Origin of the sequence: Undibacterium sp. Di27W, from assembly GCF_049340345.1 — a bacterium.
GTDB lineage: Bacteria > Pseudomonadota > Gammaproteobacteria > Burkholderiales > Burkholderiaceae_D > Undibacterium.
On sequence record NZ_JBMPOS010000002.1, the window covers coordinates 416,285 to 440,255 of the forward strand.

General features: G+C 51.2%; 16 protein-coding genes. 9 read left to right on the top strand and 7 right to left on the bottom strand.

Annotated features, from left to right (window positions below):
- Complete coding sequence (locus ACO0LF_RS06560) at positions 1-789, top strand: substrate-binding periplasmic protein (RefSeq protein WP_423013119.1); 789 nt, start codon at positions 1-3, stop codon at positions 787-789.
- A gap of 44 nt (positions 790-833) precedes the next feature.
- Positions 834-2,603, top strand: a complete 1,770-nt coding sequence (locus tag ACO0LF_RS06565; protein ID WP_423013121.1) for an ABC transporter substrate-binding protein — start codon at positions 834-836, stop codon at positions 2,601-2,603.
- 12 nt (positions 2,604-2,615) lie between these two features.
- Here the strand turns inward: ACO0LF_RS06565 and ACO0LF_RS06570 are convergent, their stop codons facing one another.
- The 3 genes from ACO0LF_RS06570 to ACO0LF_RS06580 all read right to left on the bottom strand — a co-directional run bounded on the left by ACO0LF_RS06570 (position 2,616) and on the right by ACO0LF_RS06580 (position 5,111).
- Positions 2,616-2,921 (bottom strand): NIPSNAP family protein, encoded by a 306-nt coding sequence (locus ACO0LF_RS06570; protein WP_423013123.1) that lies wholly within the window; start codon positions 2,919-2,921, stop codon positions 2,616-2,618.
- 56 nt (positions 2,922-2,977) lie between these two features.
- Entirely contained in the window at positions 2,978-3,745 is a 768-nt protein-coding gene (locus ACO0LF_RS06575; protein ID WP_423013125.1) for an SDR family oxidoreductase, read from the bottom strand.
- Positions 3,746-3,950: 205 nt separating this feature from the next.
- Positions 3,951-5,111 (bottom strand): M48 family metallopeptidase, encoded by a 1,161-nt coding sequence (locus ACO0LF_RS06580; RefSeq protein WP_423013127.1) that lies wholly within the window; start codon positions 5,109-5,111, stop codon positions 3,951-3,953.
- A gap of 122 nt (positions 5,112-5,233) precedes the next feature.
- On the opposite strand from ACO0LF_RS06580, the gene ACO0LF_RS06585 reads away from it, so the two are divergent.
- A complete protein-coding gene (locus ACO0LF_RS06585; protein ID WP_423013129.1) occupies positions 5,234-6,193 on the top strand; it encodes a LysR family transcriptional regulator in 960 nt (319 codons plus the stop codon).
- 24 nt (positions 6,194-6,217) lie between these two features.
- Here ACO0LF_RS06585 and ACO0LF_RS06590 read toward each other — a convergent pair whose 3' ends face one another.
- Positions 6,218-6,637 (bottom strand): hypothetical protein, encoded by a 420-nt coding sequence (locus tag ACO0LF_RS06590; RefSeq protein ID WP_423013131.1) that lies wholly within the window; start codon positions 6,635-6,637, stop codon positions 6,218-6,220.
- A gap of 253 nt (positions 6,638-6,890) precedes the next feature.
- Between ACO0LF_RS06590 and ACO0LF_RS06595 the strand changes: the two genes are divergently transcribed.
- Both ACO0LF_RS06595 and ACO0LF_RS06600 read left to right on the top strand, forming a co-directional pair.
- Positions 6,891-9,203, top strand: coding sequence for a DEAD/DEAH box helicase (locus ACO0LF_RS06595; protein WP_423013133.1), 2,313 nt, complete (start codon positions 6,891-6,893; stop codon positions 9,201-9,203).
- Between the two features lie 220 nt (positions 9,204-9,423).
- Positions 9,424-10,758 (top strand): alpha-amylase family glycosyl hydrolase, encoded by a 1,335-nt coding sequence (locus ACO0LF_RS06600; RefSeq protein ID WP_423013135.1) that lies wholly within the window; start codon positions 9,424-9,426, stop codon positions 10,756-10,758.
- Positions 10,759-10,803: 45 nt separating this feature from the next.
- Here ACO0LF_RS06600 and ACO0LF_RS06605 read toward each other — a convergent pair whose 3' ends face one another.
- Together ACO0LF_RS06605 and ACO0LF_RS06610 are read right to left on the bottom strand one after the other, a co-directional pair.
- A complete protein-coding gene (locus ACO0LF_RS06605) occupies positions 10,804-12,999 on the bottom strand; it encodes a C1 family peptidase (protein ID WP_423013137.1) in 2,196 nt (731 codons plus the stop codon).
- A 189-nt stretch (positions 13,000-13,188) separates the two neighbouring features.
- On the bottom strand, positions 13,189-14,166 hold the full coding sequence (locus ACO0LF_RS06610; protein ID WP_423013139.1) for a foldase protein PrsA: 978 nt from the start codon (positions 14,164-14,166) through the stop codon (positions 13,189-13,191).
- A 425-nt stretch (positions 14,167-14,591) separates the two neighbouring features.
- Between ACO0LF_RS06610 and ACO0LF_RS06615 the strand changes: the two genes are divergently transcribed.
- From ACO0LF_RS06615 to ACO0LF_RS06625, 3 genes are all read left to right on the top strand, one after another.
- On the top strand, positions 14,592-16,253 hold the full coding sequence (locus ACO0LF_RS06615) for a M20/M25/M40 family metallo-hydrolase (RefSeq protein ID WP_423013141.1): 1,662 nt from the start codon (positions 14,592-14,594) through the stop codon (positions 16,251-16,253).
- Positions 16,254-16,341: 88 nt separating this feature from the next.
- Complete coding sequence (locus ACO0LF_RS06620) at positions 16,342-16,902, top strand: hypothetical protein (RefSeq protein WP_423013143.1); 561 nt, start codon at positions 16,342-16,344, stop codon at positions 16,900-16,902.
- Between the two features lie 12 nt (positions 16,903-16,914).
- Complete coding sequence (locus ACO0LF_RS06625; RefSeq protein WP_423013145.1) at positions 16,915-17,655, top strand: hypothetical protein; 741 nt, start codon at positions 16,915-16,917, stop codon at positions 17,653-17,655.
- A gap of 158 nt (positions 17,656-17,813) precedes the next feature.
- Here ACO0LF_RS06625 and ACO0LF_RS06630 read toward each other — a convergent pair whose 3' ends face one another.
- Entirely contained in the window at positions 17,814-18,740 is a 927-nt protein-coding gene (locus ACO0LF_RS06630; protein WP_423013147.1) for a TonB family protein, read from the bottom strand.
- A gap of 409 nt (positions 18,741-19,149) precedes the next feature.
- Here ACO0LF_RS06630 and ACO0LF_RS06635 point away from each other — a divergent pair, with 409 nt between their 5' ends.
- Positions 19,150-23,910, top strand: coding sequence for an NAD-glutamate dehydrogenase (locus ACO0LF_RS06635; protein ID WP_423013149.1), 4,761 nt, complete (start codon positions 19,150-19,152; stop codon positions 23,908-23,910).
- Positions 23,911-23,971: the final 61 nt, after the last annotated feature.

Here is a 23,971-nt window from a genome sequence, read left to right on the forward strand (position 1 = left end):
ATGGAAAGACAGCGCTCAAGTTCGTTCATTGCTGCCAGCGCGGTGGCAGGGCTGTTCTTGTGCTGGGCCTGTTCTACATCCAGCTTGGCTGCAGAGCCGCAATTGCGGGTGGCTGTCTATGAAAACCTTGATTATCCCCTTAATATTTTTGACAAGAACCACCAACTGATAGGTGGCGTGCAAAAAGATTTTACTGATCAACTAGCAAAAAAACTCGCAGCACAAGCCAGCTATGTACCGTATTCACGCAGGCGCATAGAGAGCGTGGTGATACAGGGTGATGCCGACCTCATGTGTTATTCCAGCCCCGCCTGGTTTGATGCACCCAAGGAAGTCAACTGGACTGTCGCCACTTTCCCTCAGGTGGAAAGAGTGGTGGTAATGGCGGACAAAGCCAGTATAGAAGTCGTACCGCAGCAACTCGAAGGCAAGAAAATGGTCTTGCAACTGGGCTATCATTATCCACAGATTGCCAGCCAGTTGACCGAGGGTAAAATCAAGCGTGTCGACCTGACCGATGTCCCCGGCATGTTCCGTTTGCTGGCACTGGGCGGAGGCGATGCTATGGTCAGCTCAGATGGTGAAATCGAAGGCTATTTCAAGAATTTCCCAGAAAAGCGCGCCCTGTATAAAATTTCCAGGACACCGTTCTCGATAGTACAGACCCAGTGCGCGTTGTCACATAAATCCGCCTGGAAGCTGGAGCAAATCAATACCGCGATACAGTTTTTGCAAGAAACTGGCGAGATGGACAGGATCATGCGCAAATATGGTTTATCCATGCGCTAAATTTCACTGTTATCCTGCTGGCTTTATCCTTTTCCTTTCCTGAGATGAAATCTTCCCTGACGGCTGTGCTGACGGCACTGCTCTGCAGCCTGAGCTTGCCCGCGATGGCGGCAGCTGATCCAAATAAAGTCTTGCATCTGTCCTTTGAAGCCGCCGACGATGGCTTTGATGCCATGCGCACCAATAGTTCTTATTCCAACTGGGTTGCCGATGCCATTTTTGAAGGCCTGGTTACTTATGATTATCTGGCGCGCCCGGCCAAACTGGTGCCCAATACCATAGAGGCCATGCCAGAAATCAGTGATGGCGGCAAGACCATGATATTCCGCTTGAAGAAGGGCATCTATTTTGCCCCGGATCCGGCATTCAAGGGACAAAGACGGGAATTACATGCAAGCGATTATGCCTATACTTTCAAACGCTTGCTGGATCCCAATAACCTGTCAGTACAGTCACGGGTAGTCGAAGGCAAGCTGACAGGTCTGGACGAACTGGCCGCTGCCGCCAGGAAGACCGGCAAGTTTGATTACGACAAAGCGATTGCAGGTCTGGAAACGCCAGACAATTACACCCTCATTCTGCGTTTGAAAGCCGCTGATCCCAGCCTGCTTTACTATCTTGCCAAGCCTCTCGGGGGTGCCGTCGCCAGGGAGGTCGTTGAATATTATGGCGAAGCAGTTAATCAGCATCCGGTGGGCACAGGTGCTTACATGCTCAAACAATATGTGCCACGCAGCAAAATCATTTTGGAAGCCAATCCCGAATACCGTGGCTTTGTCTGGGACTTCAAGGGCACAGGTTCAGACTGGGATAAGCAAATCATCAAGGACATGCAGGGCAAGCAGATGCCGCAGGTTGGCAGGGTAGAAATTGCCATCATAGAAGAAGAGCAATCGCGCTGGCTGGCCTTTGATTCTGGTCAGCTGGATTTTGAAATGCTGGTGCCTGCCGCCTCGGTCAAATTGCTTGATCAGGGTAAACTCAAGCCTGAATATGTTGCCAGAGGCTTGCGTTTGTATCGCTTTGTTGACCCCGGGGTTTATCGCACATTCTTCAATTTCCTCGACCCTACAGTGGGTGGTTATAGCAAGGACAAGATCGCCTTGCGCCGTGCCATTGCCCTCGCTTATAACCACCAGGAAGAAATAGATCAGGTCTGGTTTGGTCAGACCGTCAAGGCACAGAGCATGGTGCCGCCAGATGTGCTTGGGCATGATGCCAGCTACCGCAATAGCAATGCCTATGACCCCAGACTGGCCAACCAGTTGCTGGACAAATTTGGCTATAAACGCGGTCAGGATGGTTTCCGCAGCATGCCCGATGGTTCACCACTGAAACTGCGCATTCATTCTGCACCCAAGACCAGGGACTATGCCCGCATGGAAGTCTGGAAGCGCTCGCTGGACAAGATAGGGATACGGGCAGAATTTCCGGTTGCCGGTTTTGCCGATAACCTGAAGTCAGCTTATCAGTGCAAGCTCATGATGTTTGGCATGGGTTACATTGCGGATATTCCGGATGGCATAGATTTCATGGAATCCTATGTAGGCAGCAATGCCTATCGTGGTAATAACGGTTGCTATAAATCTGCAGCCTTTGACGCAACTTTTGAAAAAGCCCGTCTGATGCCAGACGGGCCGGAGCGCCAGAAATTATTCAATACCATGGAACGTATCATGGAAGCCGATACCGTGCACAGCCTGGAGTTATGGCGCGTGCGCAACTGGTTGATACAACCCTGGGTAAAGGGCTATAAGTCTCACCCTATCATGCGCGGTGACTGGCGTTTTCTGGATGTGGAAAAGGCTAAATAATTTTTTATTTTGCTATGCAAATACTGGCCTGAAAAAACTACGTTCATAGCTGATGATGCACTTGTGTTCTTCTGCGTATCTGAACGCCGCCTGGCATTCCGGGTCATCCATCATCTGTATGCGATATTGTTCATAGGCCGCCAGGCTGGAGAAAGTGAACAGTGCCAGCGCCACATTATTCGCGCCTTCAGAAGGAAGGAAATAACCGTGGTGCTGGCCGCCAAACTTGTTCACCAGCGGTATCCAGAGTTTGCCGTAATGTTCAAACTCTTTGAGTTTGGCGGGATCAATGATGTAGCGTATATAACAGGTGACCATGATATCGGCTTGTTTGGTGTCAGAAAGCTGATCTTACACGCAATACCGGATCTTCATCAGACCTGGATCAGGCCACCGTCTGCACACAGCTCTACGCCATTCACATAGCTGGCTGCTGGAGATGCCAGGAACAAGACGGCAGCTGCAATTTCTTCTGGTCGACCCATACGCCCGGCCGGTGCTGCTCCTGCCAGATAGGCGGAAAAATTGGCGATATCTGCTTCTTTCATGCCCAGGCCATTTTCCATGATGGGCGTCCTGGTCACACCGGGGCTGATGGTGTTGACACGTATCTGCCTGTCCTTGAGATCATTGGCCCAGCTACGCGCAAACGAGCGCACGGCGGCTTTTGACGCATTGTACAGACTCAGGTCAGGCATGCCCTTGCTGGCCGCGATAGAGGCATTCAGGACGATGGCAGAAGCTGGTTTCATCAAGGGCAGCAAGCTTTGCACAGTGAAGAACAGGCCTTTGACGTTAGTATCAAAAGTATTCGCGAATTCGGCTGCCGTGGTATTGCCAAACTTGTTGTGGATGGCAATGCCTGCATTGGCGAACAGGACATCAAGTTGATCGCCATGGGCAGCAATTGTATCGTGCAGAGCTTGCAGGTCGCTGAGATTGGCGACATCTGCAGTGACAGGGATGACCTTGCTGCCGAGGATTTCTCTGGCTTGTTCTAATTTGCTGCTTGAACGGCCAGTGATGTAGACACGTTTGGCACCAGCATTGAGAAATGCCTGGGCGCTGGCCAGGCCTATGCCTGAGGAACCGCCAGTGACGACAATGGTCTGGTCTTTGAATTCGTTGGTGATGGCTGACATTTCGGTTTTCCTGTGGAGGTGGGGGAAATGGCAGTATGGTGCTTAAGGATTGGTGAAACAATCCATGTTTTATTCATGATATTGCTGAGTAAATTTCAGTAATTGGAATTTTTCTTTAAGCGGAATGATGAGTCATTGAATACTGGCAATCGTAGTAAGTCCATACCAGCGTGCTTTTGGCGGGAGTAGTTCAGGATTGCGTTACCTAAGACTTGGCAACAAATTTTCTGACAGCGTCCTGCAAGGCCTTGAATTCGGCTTCCTGATTCAGGTAGGGGCCTTGTAGCTTGCCTGTCAATTCACGCAGATGTGCCATGCGTTTTTCGCTGGCGGGATGGGTGCTCAGCAAGCCCAGGGCTTGCTTATAGGCTTCGCGCGCCTGCTGGTTGTCAATCTTGTCCAGCGCTTTTTTTTCTTCTGCGATCATGCGTTCAAAGAAAACTGGCAAACCTGCAGGATTGATGTTGGCACGTTTTAACAGCAACACGCCCTTTTCATCGGCATCGGTTTCAAAATGACGCGAATATTGCTGGCTCAGCAGCATGGGGGCGGCATTGCTGGCAACTGCCAGCAAACCACTGACATCGCCAAATACTGCGCTGGCCACCAGGTAAATACCCGCATTGCCTATGATGCTGCGAGTGCCATGGCGTTCTTCCACGTGGCTGATTTCATGCGCCAGCACGCCTTGCAATTCTTCGGCGCTGCCAGCTTTGAGGATCAGGCCGCTATGTATCGCCACATAACCGCCGGGCAGAGCATAGGCATTGGTGCTACTGTCGTTGACGATGTGAATAGTATAGTGATACGGCGAACCAGGCAGGGCTTGCAGCAAGGGCGCTGTCAATGGCGTTAATACCGCATCTGCTTCAGCCTTGGGCATGCGCTTGTTTTTAAGATCATCCTGGGCCGCGACGCTGGCACCAAGTTTTTCTTCCCATGCTACTGGTACCTGGCGGGCAGCGTAGCCAGACAAAGTATCCATTTGCCATATCAGTAACACAGGCAAGGTCAGTATCAGCAAGCTCAGCGTGATTAAAGCTACTCTGCCATAAAGGCGTTTGCGGCCAAAGGCTGCGATCTGGCGTGAACATTCAGGATGCGCCAGCAAGGCGGGGTGCTTGAGTATGCTGAGGTCGCTGGTGTACAGCACCAGGTCAGGTTTGTGCGCATGATTGATGAAGACCAGCTTATTCTCGGCACCACCGAGTGTCAATTCCATGTGTGCAAAAGACAGCGTACCCAGCAAGGATGCCACCTGATAACTGATGCCCAGTGGCGAGACGCTCAGTTCACCGATATCCCGGCCACCGGGCAGGGAGGCATGAAAAGCGTGGCATTGATATTTGCTGGAAGCGAAGTCCATGAGTATCCTGGGAGCGAAAAGAAACATTGCTGGTGGTGCCAGCTGGCCTGAGCATTTGCTATCACGGCGACAGAATTATAAAGCAGCATTTTCTGCAGTGATGTCCTGGTATTCAGGTTACCATGACCAAGGTGATATTGAAGAGCCAGCTTATTCCTGAGCGCATCCATATAATGATGCCCATCACAAAAGGAATTATTGCCATGTCGCCAGACTTGAATGATTTATTGGCTTTCTCCCGGGTCGCGGAATGTCGTAGCTTTCGCCAGGCTGCGCAGGAGTTGCAACTCACCGCGTCTGCCCTCAGCCACACCATGACCAGGATGGAAAAAAAGCTGGGTATGCGGCTATTGCAGCGCACTACCCGCAGCGTCAGCCTGACACCGGCAGGGGAGCGCTTATTGCAGAGCCTGCAACCGGCATTGCAAGAAATCCAGGGAGCACTGGAAAGCTTGAATGAACTGAGGGATAAACCGGTAGGACGCCTGCGCCTGAATGTGCCACGCCCGACTGCCCAACTCACGCTGGCCCCGCTGATGGCAGCCTGGCACGCGGCCTACCCGGAAGTGGAGCTGGAAGTCGTCAGCAGCGATGCCCTGATCGATATTGTTGAACAAGGTTTTGATGCTGGCTTGCGCTTTGGTGAGAGCCTGCAGCAAGATATGGTGGCTATCCCGGTAGGGCCGGAAGTCCGTTTCGTGGCCTGTGCTTCTCCTGCCTATTTGCAAAAGCATGGAATTCCAGAGACACCCCATGATTTATTGCAGCACCAATGCATACAATTCCGTTTCCCCAGCGGGCAAAGATATCGCTGGGAATTCCAGCGAGGCCAGGAAAAGCTGGAAGTCGCCACCACCGGTGCGCTGGTGTTTGACGATTTCTATGTAGCGACACGGGCAGCCCGCGATGGCGCCGGAATTTGCTATACCTACCGCGGCTATGCCGATGAATTGGTGCAGCAGGGGCAATTACAATATGTGCTGGAAGACTGGTGGCCCGCACCTGAGCGCAGTTATTTATACTACCCCAGCCGCCGCCATCAGTCGGCAGCTTTACGGGCTTTCATCGATTTCATGAAATGAGGCACTGGCTTATTGCTACACCACTTATTTGGGAATGGTCGTAACTTCCCAGGAAAAACTGCCGACCTTTGATTTAACAGCTTCATACAGGGTGCTGACCTGCTTGTCCGCATTGTTATCCTGAGCGGCGACTTTGTTGCTGATTTGTAGTTTCCATTTTTTTGTTGTGGCTTTATCGCTGGACGCAGAGAAGCTATATACCAATTTGTAGCGCAGCCCCAGATCGTCAGCAGCCTTGCGAAATGTGTCTATGTCTGCCTGCTCTTTAGTCTCATACGAGATGTTCAACAGCACATCGACCTTGGGATTTTTTGCATATAGACGAATAGCGTCAGAGGGCAGATCAACAGCGCTGGCAGTGTTGGTAGAGTTGGCAGTACTGCTAGCGAGTGCCGTGCCTCCAAAGCAGATAAAGGCGTATGCCAATAACAGGTATTTTTTCATGGTGTATAGCTTTCCAGAGTCTGGTTTTTCAGATTAGTCAGTTTTAATTGGGATTGCACATCAGATAAAGTGCTAAATTAATATCTAATAATATCAAAAATATAATTTATAGGTAAGTGAAAATAAATAAGATTTTTATTTTTTGTCAAGCCTCATTGGCAGGTATTTCCCCTGACTTAGCCACAGAAGAGTAAACTGTGGGGATAACCATCTTGTCGCATCCTGCGATACGAGCGAACGAGCGAGCATCGCCATGTCAGAAAACACACCTCCGATTACTTTTGAAGACCTGCAACTGAGTGCGCCTATCATGCGCGCCTTGCAGGATGTAGGCTATGAAACACCATCGCCGATACAGGCGGCCACCATCCCGATTTTGTTGTCCAACCGAGACGTGCTGGGTCAGGCTCAGACTGGCACCGGCAAAACCGCTGCTTTTGCCCTGCCTATCCTGTCGCGCATCGATATCCGTCAGACTACGCCGCAAGCGCTGGTGCTGGCACCTACGCGTGAGCTGGCGATACAGGTGGCAGAAGCCTTCCAGACCTATGCCCGCCATATTCCCGGTTTCCATGTGCTGCCTATCTACGGCGGTCAAAGCTATGGCCCGCAACTCTCGGCTTTGCGCCGTGGTGTGCATGTCGTGGTTGGCACGCCAGGCCGTGTCATCGACCATCTGGACAAGGGCACGCTGGATTTGTCCGCCCTGAAAACCCTGGTGCTGGATGAAGCCGATGAAATGCTGCGTATGGGCTTTATCGATGATGTAGAGCGCATCCTGCAAGAAACCCCGGAAGGCCGCCAGACTGCCCTGTTTTCGGCCACCATGCCTTCAGCCATCAAGCGCATCGCCCAGACTTATCTGAACAAACCGGCAGAAGTGACAGTCGCTGCCAAGACCGGCACTGCCGACAATATCCGCCAGCGTTACTGGCTGGTCAGCGGCATGCACAAGCTCGATGCCCTGACACGCATACTGGAAGCCGAGACTTTCGACGGCATGATCATCTTCGCACGTACCAAGCTGGGTACTGAAGAACTGGCAGCCAGGCTCGATGCAAGAGGCTTCTCGGTAGCCGCCATCAATGGCGACATCAACCAGCAACAACGCGAACGCACTATTCAGCAACTGAAAGACGGCAAGATCGATATCCTGGTCGCTACCGATGTTGCTGCCCGTGGTCTGGACGTAGAGCGTATCAGCCACGTCATCAACTATGACGTACCCTATGATCCAGAAAGCTATACCCACCGCATAGGCCGTACTGGCCGTGCCGGTCGCAGTGGTGAAGCCATCCTGTTCATCACACCACGCGAAAAGAATCTCTTGAAAGCGATAGAACGGGCGACGCGCCAGCCAGTGTCACCGCTGGAATTGCCAACCATACAGACCGTTAACAATGTCCGTATCGCCCGCTTCAAGGACCAGATTTCTGCCACGCTGGCACAAGGCGGCCTGCAGGAATTTACCTCCCTGATCGAAGACTTTGAGCGCGAGCAAAATATCCCGGCTGTGGAAATAGCTGCGGCACTCGCCAAAATGGCGCGTGGCGATGAGCCTTTGCTGCTGGATAAAAACCGTAAAGAAACCAAAAACGACGATGGCTGGCGCGATGAGCGCCCGGCCCGCGCTGAGCGTGGTGACAGGGGTGATCGTGGCGACCGGGGTGATAGATTCGAACGCGCACCACGTGAAGACCGTGGCGCACGCCGTGAACACAGCCCTCGTACACCAGAGCCTGGCATGCAGACTTTCCGTATCGCGGTAGGTCATGATCATGGTGTCAAGCCTGGTAATATCGTGGGCGCGATTGCCAATGAAGCCAATATCGAATCCAAGTTCATCGGTCGTATCGATATCTATGATGACTACACCATCCTTGATCTGCCAGACAATCTGCCTGGTGACATGATGGAACACCTGAGTTCAGTACGTGTGGCTGGCCAGGCCCTGCGCATCAGTGCAGAAAGAGCGCAAGGCAGCAGCGCGCCAGCATCTCGCCCGGCACCACGTGCAGCGCGTGAAGAAGCACCTCGCGAACGCGCCCCACGTATAGCTGAGGCCGCACCTGGCAGCAAGCTGAACCAGGTAGTAGACCGCGCCGCCCGTGCTCCCCTTGATGAAGAGCGCCCAGCCAAGCCCAGGAAAGACAAGGCTGACGGCAAAGGCAAGGTCAGCATCCCCATGCTGACTTACCGTATCGAAGTTGGCAAGGCAGATGCAGTCACGCCTAGCAATATCGTCGGTGCGATCGCCAATGAAGCCGGTCTCGAAGCCAAGCATATAGGCCGTATCGATATTTTCGACGACTACAGTACGCTGGATCTGCCAGATGGCATGCCCAAGGAATTGCTGAAACAGTTGAAAGGCGTCTGGGTTGCAGGTAAACAAATCCAGATCAGCCCGGTCGGTGAAGACCATGTACGCAAGCCTCTGCCAGCAAACCAGCCCTCACCTTTCGGCCCCAAGAAAGCTGGCGCTGATCGCCGCGTGACAGAGAAAGCCAAGGGTTATGGAGCAGGCAAGCCAGCAGCAGCCAAGCCGCATCGCAAAGGCCCTAAATAAAGCCTGACTGAGTTCTTGGTGAATTAATCGGCAAGCCAAACCCAGCCTAAACCCCGCTTCCATGCGGGGTTTTTTATTGCGCATTCAATTTTAAAATGTATTTAAACTACAATTACATGTCTCGATTTTATTATTGATTATTTATTTTCATGCTATTTAACTTGAGATTGGCTTTTTCTTGATGTATCTTAACTACATAAATCAATAAAGAGACAACAACATGAAGAAACTAGCCAGTCTGGCCCTGCTGAGCCTGATATCCTTGCCTGTACTTGCACAAAGCACTAGCACGGTGAAACATCCGGCGTGGAGTAAGAATGCTGCGATTTATGAAGCAAATATCCGCCAGCATTCAGCCGAGGGCAATTTCCAGCGTTTTCAGGCATACCTGCCCGAACTAAAGAAAATGGGCGTAGGCATCATCTGGATCATGCCTATCAATCCTATCGGTGAAAAAAACCGCAAGGGCACGCTGGGTAGTTATTACGCTATCCGCGACTACAAGGGTGTCAATCCAGAATTTGGTACACCGGCAGATTTCAAGAACCTGGTCGATGCCGCACATGCACTGGGCATGAAGGTCATCATAGACTGGGTGGCTAATCACACAGCCTGGGATCATCCCTGGGTCACATCCCATCCCGAGTATTACCTCAAGAATGACAAGGGTGAATTCGTGCCGCCAGTGGCGGACTGGCAGGATGTCATCAAACTCAATTATGCGAATAAAGAACTCCGGGCAGAAATGATAGGGGCGCTGAAATTCTGGCTGACCGAATATGATATCGATGGCTATCGCTGTGATGTGGCTGAGATGGTGCCGACTGATTTCTGGAACGAGGCGCGGGCAGCGCTCGATAAAGTCAAGCCGGTATTTATGCTGGCTGAAGGCGAAGCCACGGATTTGCATGAAAAAGCCTTTGACATGACTTATGCCTGGCAACTCAAGGACTTGTTTGGAGAGATTGCCAAGGGCAAGAAAAACGCCAATGACCTGGCAGCCTATATGGCCGGGCCAGAAAAGAAATTCCATACCAATGCCTATCGCATGCTGCATACCTCCAACCATGATCTCAATTCCTGGGAAGGTACAGAGTTTGAGCGCCTGGGCGATGGTGCAGAAAGTTTCCTGGTCTTGTCGAATTTGCTGAAAGGCATGCCGCTACTGTATTCAGGCCAGGAAGCGGGCAATACCAAGCGCCTGGAATTTTTTGAGCGCGACCCCATCAAGTGGCAAGAGCACCCCTATAAGGCTATCTATACCAGGCTGTTCCAGTTGAAGAAAAGCAATCAGGCTTTATGGAATGGTGAGGTTGGTGCAGAACAGGTACGCATGGCAACATCGAATGATGCCGCCATTTATGCATTTTCACGCAGCGAGGCAGGTAATCAAGTAGTCGGTGTTTTTAATCTGAGTGGACAAGCGCAGCGTTTCAGTCTGCATAAGCCAGTTGCCGCTGGACTCAGCAATCTGTTTACCGGCAAGCAAGAAACCATTCAACAAGGCCAGCAAATTGAACTCCAGCCCTGGGAATACAAGGTGCTGGTCAAGTAAACATGGCCTCAGGCCGCAGACAACATATCTGCGGCCCGGGAGCTTTCAATAATCCAGATCCTCTACCGGCACAGGCAAAGCGTCCGGGCTTGCCAGACCCAGGATGCGTGCCAGGGTTTGCGAAACGACATTGACATCATTATCAAAGCTGCCGTGTGCCACCGGGATCAGGCGCTTGCCGCAATTGACATGGGTGTCATTGATGATATGCAAACTGGCTTTTTGTTTTTCAGTCAGGCCCTCGCCATCTGCGGCAAAATGACTGGGGAGTGTGTTGCCCCAGTAGAATTTATTCCAGCTTGTCAGTGTAGCGACACTGGCTTCATTCCATTGCCCATCCCTGGTTGTCTCATCAAGAAAATAAGCGGCATCCAGGCTGGTCGCCATACCCAGTAAAGGCGTTTTATGGCGGATTTCAAAGGCGCGTGCCACGAGATACAGCAGGGACTTGCGGTAGATGCCAGCGACATTGTCCTCCAGTTCGCGCGCATCCGACATCAGGTGGATATGGAAATTCTCCCGCATGAGTATTTCGTTTTCTATGGCGGGGCGGTAATTGTTTTCAGCAAATTCCAGACTGCAGGCAGGTGCGTACAAGCTGCAAGTGTTGACCGCAAGCGTGCGCTCTTCCAGTAACTGCAATAAATGCCCATGCACGATGGAGCCTGCTGAATGGCCTATCAAATGGATTTCCAGCTTGCCCTTGCCCAGCGCCTTGTTCAAGTCTTTCAGGCGCTCGGCAATGACACGCAAACCGCGTGGCGGATCACCATCTTCTATGGACAATGCGGCATTTTGTTTCATCTGCACCCACTGCGATTTGCCACCCAGGTTGGCCGCCAGGCTTTCTACCGTGCGGTCCATAGTATCTACTATCTGATTTTTAAGTTGCTCCAGCCACCCGCCAGACAAGACCGCACCGGGCAAATAATCCTTCATCTTGTCTTCGAGGATATCCACCAGGGTTTCGCTTAAGCCAGTTTTCCAGGTGATGAAGACCGGGTAAATCCCGTTCGCTAAAAAATAAGGTGCCATGGCGGCGATACGTTTGAGCGAGTCATCTTCACTGTTCAAGCCGCCGTGGGCATACAGGGCCAGCTTCAGGGTCTTGTTCTTGCCCTGTTGCTTGAGCCAGGCTTGTGGGGCGTCGAGCAAGACCTTGGCTACGGTTGCCTCGGCGTTGGCGACTTCCAGTAATCTTTGTATCAGCCCGCCATCATTGCCCATGACCACGGTCAGGCTATACGCCTGATCCATGCTAAGGCTGGGCTGGCCCAGTTTGTTTTGTGTGCTGGCACTATTCGGCACCAGGGCAGAGCCACTGGCCTTGAAGGCCGCAGCGGGCGGTATATTGGCAGGTGTCGCCAATTGTTTTTCTGCGCGGGTACGGTTGACGGCATCGACATAGCGTACTGGCACGCCGAGAGAGACTGTCCAGACATCCGTACCATTTACCAGCCAGTCGTCATAACTGAGTATGCCAAAGCCCTGCAGGCCCCATGCCTTGCCCCAGGAATTTTGCACGACGAAGCCCTGGTCGGTATAACCCAGCAAGGCAAAGGCATGGCCACCGGTATTGACTTCACTAAAGCTGATGACAGGCAGTTGCTCGAGGCTAGTGAAACTCCGGGCTTTCGTCACAGGCAGTGCCCAGCCCTCGTGTACCTTGCAAGACACATAGACCGCACCAACCTCGGTGATGGCGGCCTGCATATCGGTGATCGATTCCTTGTCTATGCGGTAGTAGACACCAAGGGCACGGTTCAGTGCATCCTGTTCCCAGCCGTGCTTGGGTGGCTCAAAGGCGGGCACCTGATCATTTTTATCGACGGTATAAGGCCAGAGTTTACGACTGCAGACGCCATGCTTGTGCCAGCCTTTGAGGGCACCACGACAACTGGAACCCAGATAATCTTCTCCTGGCCACTCGTCATACAGTTGCGCCAGATGATAAATCATGCGCGGACTACTTTCTGTATTGATGCCATCTCGTCGCCAGAACAGGTAATTGATGACGGCTGCCAGGCCAAAGCCGGTGCAGGCACCATCCGAGCCCTGGTCCAGCACCATGCCTGCCTTGAGGTATTTGCTGAAATGGGTTTTGACAAAGGCCTTGTCGGGATACGCTCGTGGCAGGTTCAATACTCTGGGGATGTAGATGCGATCGCGGATATCCAGACGATCAGGGCGCGCATCCAGCGCCAGTTCACTGCCATTGAAAGGAATGATTTGGGTTGGCATCAAAACCTCCTGAGTAGGAAAAGCGCAAATTCAAGCAAGGGCGTTGCTTATATTATTGGCAATAGAAGTGTCTCAGGATTTATTTGACTTGGCAATAGTTTAATAATTTGTGGTGTGCAAAAAATGCCAGCGGCAAAGAAAAAGGCTGTCTGGACTAGCCAGACAGCCTTTTGCGGGAAATGCTAAAACTTATTTCTTCGCTGCGTCTGCTGATGCAGAAGCTGCCGCAGATGCTGCAGGAGTGGCGCCAGGTACGACTGTCAGCGGAGCACTTGCTGCTGGTGCAGAGGCAGGTGCCGGAGCTGCTGTAACTTCAATCTTGGCCTTGGCCTTCATGTCATCCAGCATTTTTTTCATATTTTTTTGTTGCAGTTGCTGGCTCAGACCGGCTTTAACTTCTTCCAGTGGTGGCAGGGTCAGAGGGCGGGAATCGTCAAGCACAATCACGTGGTAACCAAATTGGGATTTGACTGGCTCTTCAGTGAATTTGCCTTTTTCCAGAGTGGCAACGGCTGCGCCAAATTCAGGCACCATGCCACGTGGGTTGAACCAGCCCAGATCGCCGCCCTTGTCCTTGGAACCTGGGTCCATGGATTTGGATTTAGCCAGACCGTCGAAGGATTTGATGTCTTTCTTGATTTTGGCGATGATGTCTTTGGCTTCTGCTTCAGTTTTTACCAGGATATGGCGGGCTTTGTATTCATTGCCACCATTTTTGGATTTGAAATCATCGTATTCAGCTTTCAAGGCTTCATCCGACACAGTAGCTGTCTTGATGTAATCCTTGACATAGGCATTTGCCAGGATGGATTGACGTGTCATTTCCAGTTGATCGGCAACTTCAGGTGACTTGTCCAGGCCTTTTTTGACAGCTTCTTTGGCAACGATGAGTTGCATGGCCAGGTTGTCGATGATCATCTTGCGTGTTTCAGGCGTGTCTGGCATGCCTTGGCCAGCTTGCTGCTGCATGATCTGATCGAGTTGTTTTTTGCTGATAGGCGTGCCATCGACAGTGGCAGCGACTTCGTTGCTAGTGCTGGAGGCCGAAGCAGTCGCACTTGCGGAAGCAGAAGCTGATGCAGCTTTGTCTGCATTTTTATCATTACAGGCGCTGAGTACCAACAGGGCAAGAGCGCTACCCAAGACTACACGGGATTTAATTGACATACACATTCCTTCAATATTGAGCTGACTTTGCAGCAGATATCATGCCTGTCGGCATACGACGATTTAAAAATGACGCTGAATTCTACTCGTGATTTTGTCTGTCATGCTAGATATTCACCTTTACTTACTAAATTTGTTACTAAATTATTTACTAAAACCTTACTAAATTCCAGGCAAGTATTTATGGACGAGTTTGTGCTTTCCAAGCTTTGCTGCATTCAGTGTCGATTTTTTGACATCGTAATATTTGCATAAATGTCAATAAAATGAAATATCTTCTTCAAAATGACTGAATAATTTTCAATTTGGCATAAAACAATGGAACAAAAATTAGCTAATTAACTCCAAGCAACGCTGCAAATAAAAAGATTAAAAAATAATCAATCAGAACTTATACCAGTTCCCCAAGCCCTTAGGAGACACCCATGCGTTTGCTTCATGTTTTACTTGGTACTGCGTTAGTCAGCAGCAGTGTTGCCGGTACTACCGCTTTTGCTGCTGCCGTGAATGAAGAGAAAATCGATCTCGACCTCATCACCAAATTGCGTGACGAAGCCATGAACCGCTCCAAGGCGCAAGAGATACTGGGCGTGCTGACCGATGAAATCGGCCCGCGCCTGACCGGTTCACCCGCCATGCGCAAGGCTGGTGACTGGACCCGTAGCAAATTTGGCGAATGGGGTTTGCAAAATATCCACAGTGAAAGTTTTGCCCCCTTTGGTCGTGGCTGGACGCTGGAAAAAACCACATTGCGCATGGTAGAGCCCGCACAAGTCGATCTGTATGCCATCCCCAAGGCCTGGACGCCAGGTACAAACGGGCTGCAACGCGGCAAGCTGGTGATCGCAAAGATTGCCGCTGATGAAGACCTGGTCAAGTGGAAAGGCAAACTGGCTGGCAGCATCGTCTTGCTGGATGATCCACTGCCCATACAACCACACATGAAGGCCGATGCCCATCGTTATTCCCATGATGAGCTGGGTGAATTAAGCAAGATTGATTTTGATCCTGCGCCATCACGCCGGGGCGACATCCAGACTTATGTGAAGCGCTACCTGTTCGCCAAAAAACTGCGCGCCTTCCTGACAGAAGAAAAAGCCCTGGCTGCCTTGAATGTCACCCGTGGCGAAGATGGCACCATCTTTGTACAGGAAGGTGGCTCCTACAAAAAAGATGAAATGACCGGCCCGCCTAATCTGGTGGTCGCCAGCGAAACCTATAATCGCCTGTATCGCCTGGTGGAAAAGAAAAAAGCCGTGGAACTGGAAATTGATGTCAAGGCGACTTTCAATGACGAAGACCCGGAAGCCGCCATCAATATCGTGGCGGAAATCCCCGGCACTGACAAAAAAGATGAAATCGTCATGCTGGGCGCGCATCTGGATTCCTGGCATGGTGGCACAGGTGCTACCGACAATGCTGCCGGTGTCGCCATGGTCATGGAAGCCGTGCGTCTGTTGAAAGCCACCGGCTTCAAGCCGCGCCGCACCATACGCATTGCCTTATGGGGCGGTGAAGAGCAGGGTTTGCTGGGCTCGCGCGCCTATGTCAATAAATGGCTGGCATCCCGCCCTGAACCGACTGATCCCAAGGAGCTGGAATTACCCAGCTTTGCACGCAAGCCTACTGGCCCTTTAAGCATTAAAGCCATGCATGGCAAGATTTCAGCCTATTTTAATCTGGACAACGGCGGTGGCAAAATCCGCGGTATTTATGCAGAAAACAATGCGGCGATAAAACCTATTTTTGATGCCTGGCTGGCCCCTTTCAATGATGTCGGTGCCACCACCACGACGCTGCGCAATACTGGCAGCACTGACCATGTCAGTTTTGACCGCGTAGGTGTACCGGGCTTCCAGTTTGTCCAGGATGACATGGATTACTTTAGCCGTACCCATCATTCCAGCATGGACTTGTATGACAAGGTGCAAAAAAGCGACCTGACCCAGGCCTCGATGATACTGGCCAGCTTTGTTGCCCATGCGGCCAACCGCAATGAAATGTTGCCACGCAAGCCATTGCCTAAAGATCCACCACCAGACGAGAAAAAAGAAGACGCCAAGCCAGTTGAGGAAGCGGCAAAGTAAATCGGTTTCTCTCATGCAGTAAAAAAGGACCATTTGTGCATACACAGGAATACAATGCACGAAGGTCCTTTTTTGATAGAGATAGCAGATGAATGAAGTGAGCACTGCCGGTGCGGAGAATGTGCCAGATAGCCTGGTAGAGATGTTGCCGGTTGGCATGATTGCTGGTGGTGGCATGGCCGCCATGGCCATGGCAGTAGTGGCAAACCGTCATTTCCTGGCCGCCCAGCCAGTGGGACAACAAGACAGTGACTGGCAAGCGTTTCATTACGAGCGTATTTCAGCGACCGAGTTTGAAATCACCGGCGGTATCGCCGATGCCAGTTCCGGTGGCCGGAAGTTTCATGGTAGCCATGATACTGTCATCATCACTGAAGCCGAGATTTTGGCAGAAATGCGCAAGATGTTGCCTCAGCCTCAGTCAGTGCAAGGCTGGTCTGCGCCAGTTCCAGCGCCAGTGCTTGCACCAGTATTGGCACCAGCAAGCTTGTCGGGCAATGCCAATGTCCTCAAAGTCATATTTACCCTGCCCGAAGATGAACAGGGTCGACAAAGAATTTTGCGCGCCTTTCAATTACAGGCCGATTTTTTTGGTGCCAAAGTGCAGGCCTGCTCCCTGCATGATGTCAGCCTCCTGAAGCTCGATTAAAGCAGCACGATCATGATACGCACTAGCCTGAAGTGGCTGATGATATGCAGTCTTTGCCTCTTGCTGGTGGCTCTATGGCGGCGCGATGTCTTGCCACCAACTACAGAAGTGAGTACGGTACTCCTGGCAGAGCCACTACAGACGCAGATCACCCAGCCCGCATTTGCCACTACCACAGGTGGCGTCACTTACAAAGTACAACCCCTGTATGACTATGACCTCGTCGGCCTGGTGGTCAGCAAACATGCGGCCGATACCTGGTGGGATTATATGCACCGTGAATCGAATGACCACTTGAACGTCATGGATATCTGCGTGGTGTGGGGTAATAATGTACGTAATGGTGTCTACCAGGATCTCAGTTTTTCCAGTGGCCAGTTCACCTGCAATATCCGCGCCCATTCCGCTGAGGTATATGCTGCCTTTGATCAGACGGCCATCTCCAATAATCATTTACTGACTGACCAGCCTGCGCTGGCAAAAATCATAAAAAATGTGGAGATCGGCGACCAGATCCATTTTCGTGGCCGCCTGTCTGAATATTCACATAACCACGGTTTTGCCTTCAAGCGCGGTACCAGCATAGTGCGCACCGATACTGGTAATGGTGCTTGCGAAACTGTCTTCATCGATAGTTTCGAGATACTCAAAAACGGCGGCCAGCCCTGGCGCAAGCTGGTGTGGCTGGCGGCCTTCATGCTGGTAGCCAGTATCCTGGGCTGGTTCATGCAGCCTGTGCGGTTTAATGATTGAAATCATGATGCAAGTACTTGCTCGCCGTACCTTAGTTGTGTGGGAAATAATGCTCTTATCGATGTAAATATTATTCCTATCAAAGTAGCAAAGAATTGGATCAGAATAGAAATCCTTCTCGAATGAGAATAGCAATTTTCAGCAAAGACCTTCTGAATTTACTCTAATTTCCACGTATATTGGTAGCCAAACCAACTGGTTACCGGGTTGTCGTTGACGCTTGCTGGTTCAAATTTGCAAGTAGATAATTTTTCGAAAACTGCGTCATCCAATATTTTCCAGCCACTACTTTTTGAAATATACTTGGCAATGATATGGCCATTTTCATTCACCAAAAAGCGCAATTGAGTTGCGCCTTGTAATTCTTTAATTAATGCTTCGCGCGGATATTCGGGTTGCTGGCAATTACCCGGCTTAATTACTGCACCTTTGAATGTGCCTTTAGGCTTTGCATCTGGTACTGCAGTAAGGCCCGGTTTGATATTTACAAACCTCATTGCCATTTTATTTGCCAAGTCTTCTCTTTTTGAATTTCTATATATTTTTTCTAACTTTCTGAAAGTTAATTGCTGCCAGTAAAGATCTATTTGATTTTTTTCTTCAATTAATTTCAAAGCTTGTTGAAGTGGTACTTCCGCTATTTCCAAGCGTTGTTGTGCCAAGTAAACGTCACTGAGCTGCAGATAATTTTTAGTCAGAATTTCGGCATTTGTATCAGAAGATGGTTCAAGAATGGATATTGCCCTAAGTAGAGTGGCTTCAGCTGACTTATAGTCGTTCTGTGCCACATATGAGTTGGCTAATAAATAAAGTGTTTTTCCCAAATAGCGTGCAGCCAGTTCGGGTGTCTTTTCTTCTATATCAATGAGTCGTAAAAGAGTAGTTTTTTCTTGATAAAATTGTTGTAATTTTTCATGGAAATGGGCTTGTTGCTCTAGAATTTCTATGACTTTTTCAGGATGAGAGTGTTGTTCTTTTTCCGCCAAAAGCAATGCTTGATTGTTTAGTTTCCATGCCACATCGTATTGTTGATTTTTGAAAAATAAATTGAAGGCCTCTCGTGTCAATGCGTTAATACTGTCCATTGAAGCTGCATGCGATTGACAAAAAAAACAGAGGCTCAGAAGTATAGGAATTGTGGTAGTTTTCATCACTTTTTACTGATTGTGGTAATGAGCAACATTATCCAATAGAAAACAGATTTTCTTGTGAATTTCATATTAAAGGCCTTTAAATAAATTTCGCTAAATGCCACAAAGAAATAGTGTTTTACAAGGAAGTGGTATTAGTTGCGCCTATCTTTTGCTATTTACCTTGCTTCTGAAATCAATCTTCATCCAAATTGATAATTACCTCATGTCCGCTGTTATCATAATTTGACTTGGCATAAGAATCGGATTTGTTTCCATCCGCATAATGGAGGATACTTGCAATAATATGGTGCATCAGCCTTGCACTTTTATCTCTCGTTATCTTCCAATAGAAGGAGAACGTATGACCTCTTCCCACTTCGCTGAGCTGATTGCTTATGCGCAAGCGCACACTGGCCCGGCATCTGAACGCCAGGGTTCTTTTATTACTACCTATTTCGAAAACACTGACCCGGATGAAATCATCAGCCGCGGGCCAGCTACCCTGTTTGCCCAGGCCAATGCCCACTGGCGTTTACTGGATGCACCGCGTACCGCACAGACACCGAAGATAAGGGTGTTTAATCCCACCCTGGCAGAAGATGGCTTTGTCAGCGACCATACGGTCGTGCAAATCGTCAATGACAATATGCCCTTCCTGGTCGATTCGGTGACGATGGCGATCAACCGCAGTGGTCGTACTGCACACTGGATAGTACACCCCCTGATGAGCGTGGCGCGTGACGCGAATGGCAGTGTGACTGCCGTCAGCACAGTAGCAGCGGCGAAGGCGGCAGGGCGTACAGATCCGGTAGAGTCGTTGATTCTGGTCGAGTGCGACCGCATCGTTGACCAGGCTGCACAGCAGGCATTGGTAGAAGACTTGAAGAGTGTCTTGTCTGATGTAAGAGGTGCCGTGGTCGACTGGCAGCCTATGCTGGCGCGCGCCCGCGAAGTGCGTGCCGCTTGCGAAAAAGCCACCCAGTCGCCAGAAAAACGTGATGAAGCGATAGCTTTCCTGGCCTGGCTGGAAGACCGCCATTTCACCTTCCTTGGTGTCCGTGATTATGATTTGAAGCGCGAAGGCGAGAATGTCAGCCTGGTCGCCATTGCTGATTCCGGCCTGGGCATCTTGCGCGGCCCGGTCAAGACAGCAGAAACCCGTTTGCCACCAGAGGTTGTAGCTCTGATGGATTCCACAGAAATGGTGATGGTCACCAAGGCCATGACAAGGGCTACTGTACACAGGCCAGCCTGGCTGGACTATATCGCCGTCAAGCGTTTTGATGATGCTGGTAATGTCATCGGTGAATCGCGCTTCCTTGGTCTGTACACCTCCACGGCTTATTCTGAACCGGTAGGCAATATCCCGCTGGTACGCCAGCGCGTGGTGAATGTCATGAGCACTTCTGGCGTCGTCCCTGAAAGCCATGCCGCCAAGTCACTGCAAGCCATTCTCGATGACTATCCGCGTGATGAATTGTTCCAGATCGATGCTGCTACCCTGGCCGAGCATGCGATAGGTATCTTGCGCCTGCAGGAACGCCAGCGCACCCGTTTGTTCCTGCGTCGTGATCCTTTTGGTCGCTTCACTTCCGCCCAGGTATTCGTACCGCGTGACCGTTATAACACTGAGCTGCGCGTCAAGATAGGCAATGAATTGATGATGGCCCTGAATGGGCAATCGATAGAATTCACGCCCATGCTGACAGACAGCCCGCTGGCGCGCATCCATTATCTGGTCAGGGCCAAGGATGTGGCACCGCAAAACGTCAATCTGGCAATACTGGAAGCACGCATCGCCAAACTCGCGCAACGCTGGGAAGATGATTGCACCTCGGAGCTGTTGCGCTCACATGGTGAAGGCAATGGCCTGAGCCTGGCCAACCGTTTCGCGAATGCCTTCCCGACAGCCTACCGTGAAGATTTTTCTGCCCTGGTGGGTGCAGAAGATGCCGACATGCTGGCGAGTCTGAACGCCGGTGCACCGATGATGGTCAAGCTGTATCGACCACTTGATGCAGGCCCCGGCAATTTGCGCTTCAAGATTTATAACACCGCCAAGGTGGCCTTGTCTGATTCCCTGCCGGTGCTGGAACATATGGGTGCCAGGGTACTCGATGAACACCCTTACGCCATCGTCAGCGGTGCCGAGACTTTGTGGATACATGACCTGGGTTTGCAACTGCCTGCCAATACCGATTTGTCTGCGGTTAAAGTACGCTTTGAAAACCTGTTCTCGCAAGCCTGGGGTGGTGAGGTAGAAAGCGATGACCTCAATCGCCTGGTTTTGAATACTGCACTGGATGCACGTTCCATCGCTGTCTTGCGCGCCTGCTCACGTTACTTCAAGCAACTCGGTTTTGCGTATAGCCAAAACTACATAGAAGCAGCATTGAACAAGAATGCGGGTATCACCCAACTGATCGCCGAACTGTTTGGTGCACGCTTCAAACCTGATTATGTTGGTGACCGCGAACAGGCACAAAAGCATATACGCGAACAGCTGGAAACCCAGATGAGCAATGTCGCCAGCCTGGATGAAGACCGTATCTTGCGCCAGTTCATCGCAACCATCGTTGCGACCCTGCGTACCAACCTATGGCAAACCACGGCCACCGGTGCGTTTAAACCCTATATGAGTTTCAAGCTCAATCCGCGTGAAGTGCCTGGTGTACCAGAACCCAAACCGCTGTTTGAAATCTGGGTCTACTCCCCACGTGTTGAAGGCGTGCATCTGCGTGGTGGCAAGGTGGCCCGTGGTGGCTTGCGCTGGTCTGACAGGCGTGAAGACTTCCGTACCGAAATCCTCGGCCTTGTGAAAGCCCAGCAAGTCAAGAATACCGTCATCGTGCCGGTTGGTTCCAAAGGTGGTTTCGTCCTCAAGAATGCACCACCAGCGACAGACCGCGAAGCCTATCAGGCAGAAGGCGTGGCTTGCTACAAAATCTTCCTGTCCGGCTTATTGGATGTGACTGACAATATCGTCAAAGGCACTGTCGTGCCACCACAAAAGGTCATACGTCATGATGTCGACGATCCTTACCTGGTGGTTGCAGCTGACAAGGGCACGGCCACTTTCTCTGATATTGCCAACGGCGTCTCGGCTGATTATGGCTTCTGGCTCGGTGATGCCTTTGCCTCTGGTGGTTCGGTAGGCTATGACCACAAGAAAATGGGTATCACTGCCCGTGGAGCATGGGAATCGGTCAAACGCCATTTCCGTGCACAAGGTGTGAATACGCAAGATACGGCATTCACTGTCGCCGGTATTGGAGATATGTCAGGCGACGTGTTTGGTAATGGCATGTTGCTGTCCGAGCATATCAAACTGGTGGCGGCATTTGATCATCGACATATCTTCATCGATCCATCACCTGATGTGGCAACTTCATTTGCCGAGCGCCAGCGCCTGTTCAACCTGCCGCGTTCGAGCTGGGATGATTATGACAAGAGCCTGATTTCTGCTGGCGGTGGCGTCTTCCCTCGCACTGCAAAATCCATCAGCCTGAGCCCGGAAGCACGGGCCGTGCTGGGTATAGAAACAGCCGAACTGGCACCAGTAGAATTGCTGCGCGCCATTTTGCAAGCCCCTGTAGATTTGCTCTACAACGGTGGCATAGGCACCTATGTCAAGGCCAAGTATGAAACCCATGCCCAGGTCGGTGACAAGGCCGGTGATGCCTTCCGCGTCAATGGCAATGACTTGCGCTGCAAGGTGCTGGCAGAAGGCGGTAACCTTGGTTGCACCCAGAATGGCCGTATAGAATTCGCGCAAAAAGGTGGCCGTATCTATACCGATGCGATAGACAATTCCGCCGGTGTCGATTGCTCAGACCATGAAGTCAATATCAAGATTTTGTTGGGCAGCATCGTTGAAGCAGGTGACCTGACACTCAAGCAGCGCAATGACTTGCTGGCCTCGATGACCGATGAAGTTGGCCACCTGGTCCTGACCGATAATTATTATCAAAGCCAGGCCCTGGATATTGCCGCACACCGCCCATTATATGTACTTGATGGCCAGCAAAGGCTGATGCAGTCGCTGGAAAAACAGGGCCGCCTGAACCGTGCCATAGAATACTTGCCCAGCGATGATGAAATCTTCCACCGCAAAGCATTGAAGCAGGGTCTGACTGCACCAGAAGGAGCGGTCGTGCTGGCCTATGCCAAGATGTCAGTGTTTGATGAACTGGTCGCCAGCAATTTGCCGGATGATCCTTTCTTCAGCCGTGCATTGAAGGCTTACTTCCCGCAAGTCCTGTCTGAACGTTTTGCCGAAGCAATTGCTCATCACCCGCTGAAGCGTGAAATCATCGCCACCTTCATCACCAATACTGTGGTCAATCGTGCCGGTGCCACCTTCGTCAACTTTATCGCCTCTGAAGCGGGTGCGACTGCGGCGGACGTGATACGTGCCTTTACCCTGGCGCGTGAGATTTTTGACCTGGAAGTATTGTGGGACCAGATTGATGCACTGGATTATAAGGTTGATTCAAAACTGCAACTCGACCTCTTGTCCAAGCTGATTGCGATCGCTCAAAGGGCCTCGCGCTGGATGTTGCGCATACGCTCGCAAAGCACAGACCTGCCTACCCTGATACAACGCTACCAGCCTGCGGCGCGTGAGTTGCGCTGGCAACTTGATGACTGGCTGCCAGCCAATGCCCACGCCAGCTGGCAAAAAGAAGCTGATGCCCTGACGCAAGCCGGAGTAGAAGCTACCCTGGCGCAAAACCTGACAGCGCTGGAATACATCTTCCCGGCACTGGATCTGGTTGACCTGGCGCAAAGCACCAGTAGTGAACTGGAGCAGGTGGCACGCGCCTACTTTGGCATAGATGATGAGCTGGGCCTGACCGGCTGGCGTAATCAGATCAACCGTCTGCCTACTGACACCCTGTGGCAGACGCAGGCGCGTGGTAGTGCAAGGGATGATGTGTATTCTATCGCCAGCCAGATTACCCGTGGCATCCTGTCACGCCAGGAAGAAGTCAGCAACTGGCGCGCCCAGCATGCGCCAGCCATAGACAAGCTGACTGCCTTGCTGAGCACCATCAGTGCACAGGGACCAGATCTGGCACCAGTATCCGTGGCCTTGCGTGAGTTGCGGCATCTGGCTTGATGTCTGCATGAAACAAAACCGCCCACTGCACAGGTGGGCGGTTTTGCGTAAATCTTATGAT

What these genes read in the sequence shown, in the direction of transcription:
- ACO0LF_RS06560 (WP_423013119.1), top strand. Translation starts at nt 1, where the DNA reads ATGGAAAGACAGCGCTCAAGTTCGTTCATTGCTGCCAGCGCGGTGGCA.
- ACO0LF_RS06600 (WP_423013135.1), top strand. Translation starts at nt 9,424, where the DNA reads ATGAAGAAACTAGCCAGTCTGGCCCTGCTGAGCCTGATATCCTTGCCT.
- ACO0LF_RS06620 (WP_423013143.1), top strand. Translation starts at nt 16,342, where the DNA reads ATGAATGAAGTGAGCACTGCCGGTGCGGAGAATGTGCCAGATAGCCTG.
- ACO0LF_RS06615 (WP_423013141.1), top strand. Translation starts at nt 14,592, where the DNA reads ATGCGTTTGCTTCATGTTTTACTTGGTACTGCGTTAGTCAGCAGCAGT.
- ACO0LF_RS06610 (WP_423013139.1), bottom strand. Translation starts at nt 14,166, where the DNA reads ATGTCAATTAAATCCCGTGTAGTCTTGGGTAGCGCTCTTGCCCTGTTG.
- ACO0LF_RS06595 (WP_423013133.1), top strand. Translation starts at nt 6,891, where the DNA reads ATGTCAGAAAACACACCTCCGATTACTTTTGAAGACCTGCAACTGAGT.
- ACO0LF_RS06630 (WP_423013147.1), bottom strand. Translation starts at nt 18,740, where the DNA reads ATGGACAGTATTAACGCATTGACACGAGAGGCCTTCAATTTATTTTTC.
- ACO0LF_RS06590 (WP_423013131.1), bottom strand. Translation starts at nt 6,637, where the DNA reads ATGAAAAAATACCTGTTATTGGCATACGCCTTTATCTGCTTTGGAGGC.
- ACO0LF_RS06605 (WP_423013137.1), bottom strand. Translation starts at nt 12,999, where the DNA reads ATGCCAACCCAAATCATTCCTTTCAATGGCAGTGAACTGGCGCTGGAT.
- ACO0LF_RS06580 (WP_423013127.1), bottom strand. Translation starts at nt 5,111, where the DNA reads ATGGACTTCGCTTCCAGCAAATATCAATGCCACGCTTTTCATGCCTCC.
- ACO0LF_RS06575 (WP_423013125.1), bottom strand. Translation starts at nt 3,745, where the DNA reads ATGTCAGCCATCACCAACGAATTCAAAGACCAGACCATTGTCGTCACT.
- ACO0LF_RS06585 (WP_423013129.1), top strand. Translation starts at nt 5,234, where the DNA reads ATGACCAAGGTGATATTGAAGAGCCAGCTTATTCCTGAGCGCATCCAT.
- ACO0LF_RS06625 (WP_423013145.1), top strand. Translation starts at nt 16,915, where the DNA reads ATGATACGCACTAGCCTGAAGTGGCTGATGATATGCAGTCTTTGCCTC.
- ACO0LF_RS06570 (WP_423013123.1), bottom strand. Translation starts at nt 2,921, where the DNA reads ATGGTCACCTGTTATATACGCTACATCATTGATCCCGCCAAACTCAAA.
- ACO0LF_RS06635 (WP_423013149.1), top strand. Translation starts at nt 19,150, where the DNA reads ATGACCTCTTCCCACTTCGCTGAGCTGATTGCTTATGCGCAAGCGCAC.
- ACO0LF_RS06565 (WP_423013121.1), top strand. Translation starts at nt 834, where the DNA reads ATGAAATCTTCCCTGACGGCTGTGCTGACGGCACTGCTCTGCAGCCTG.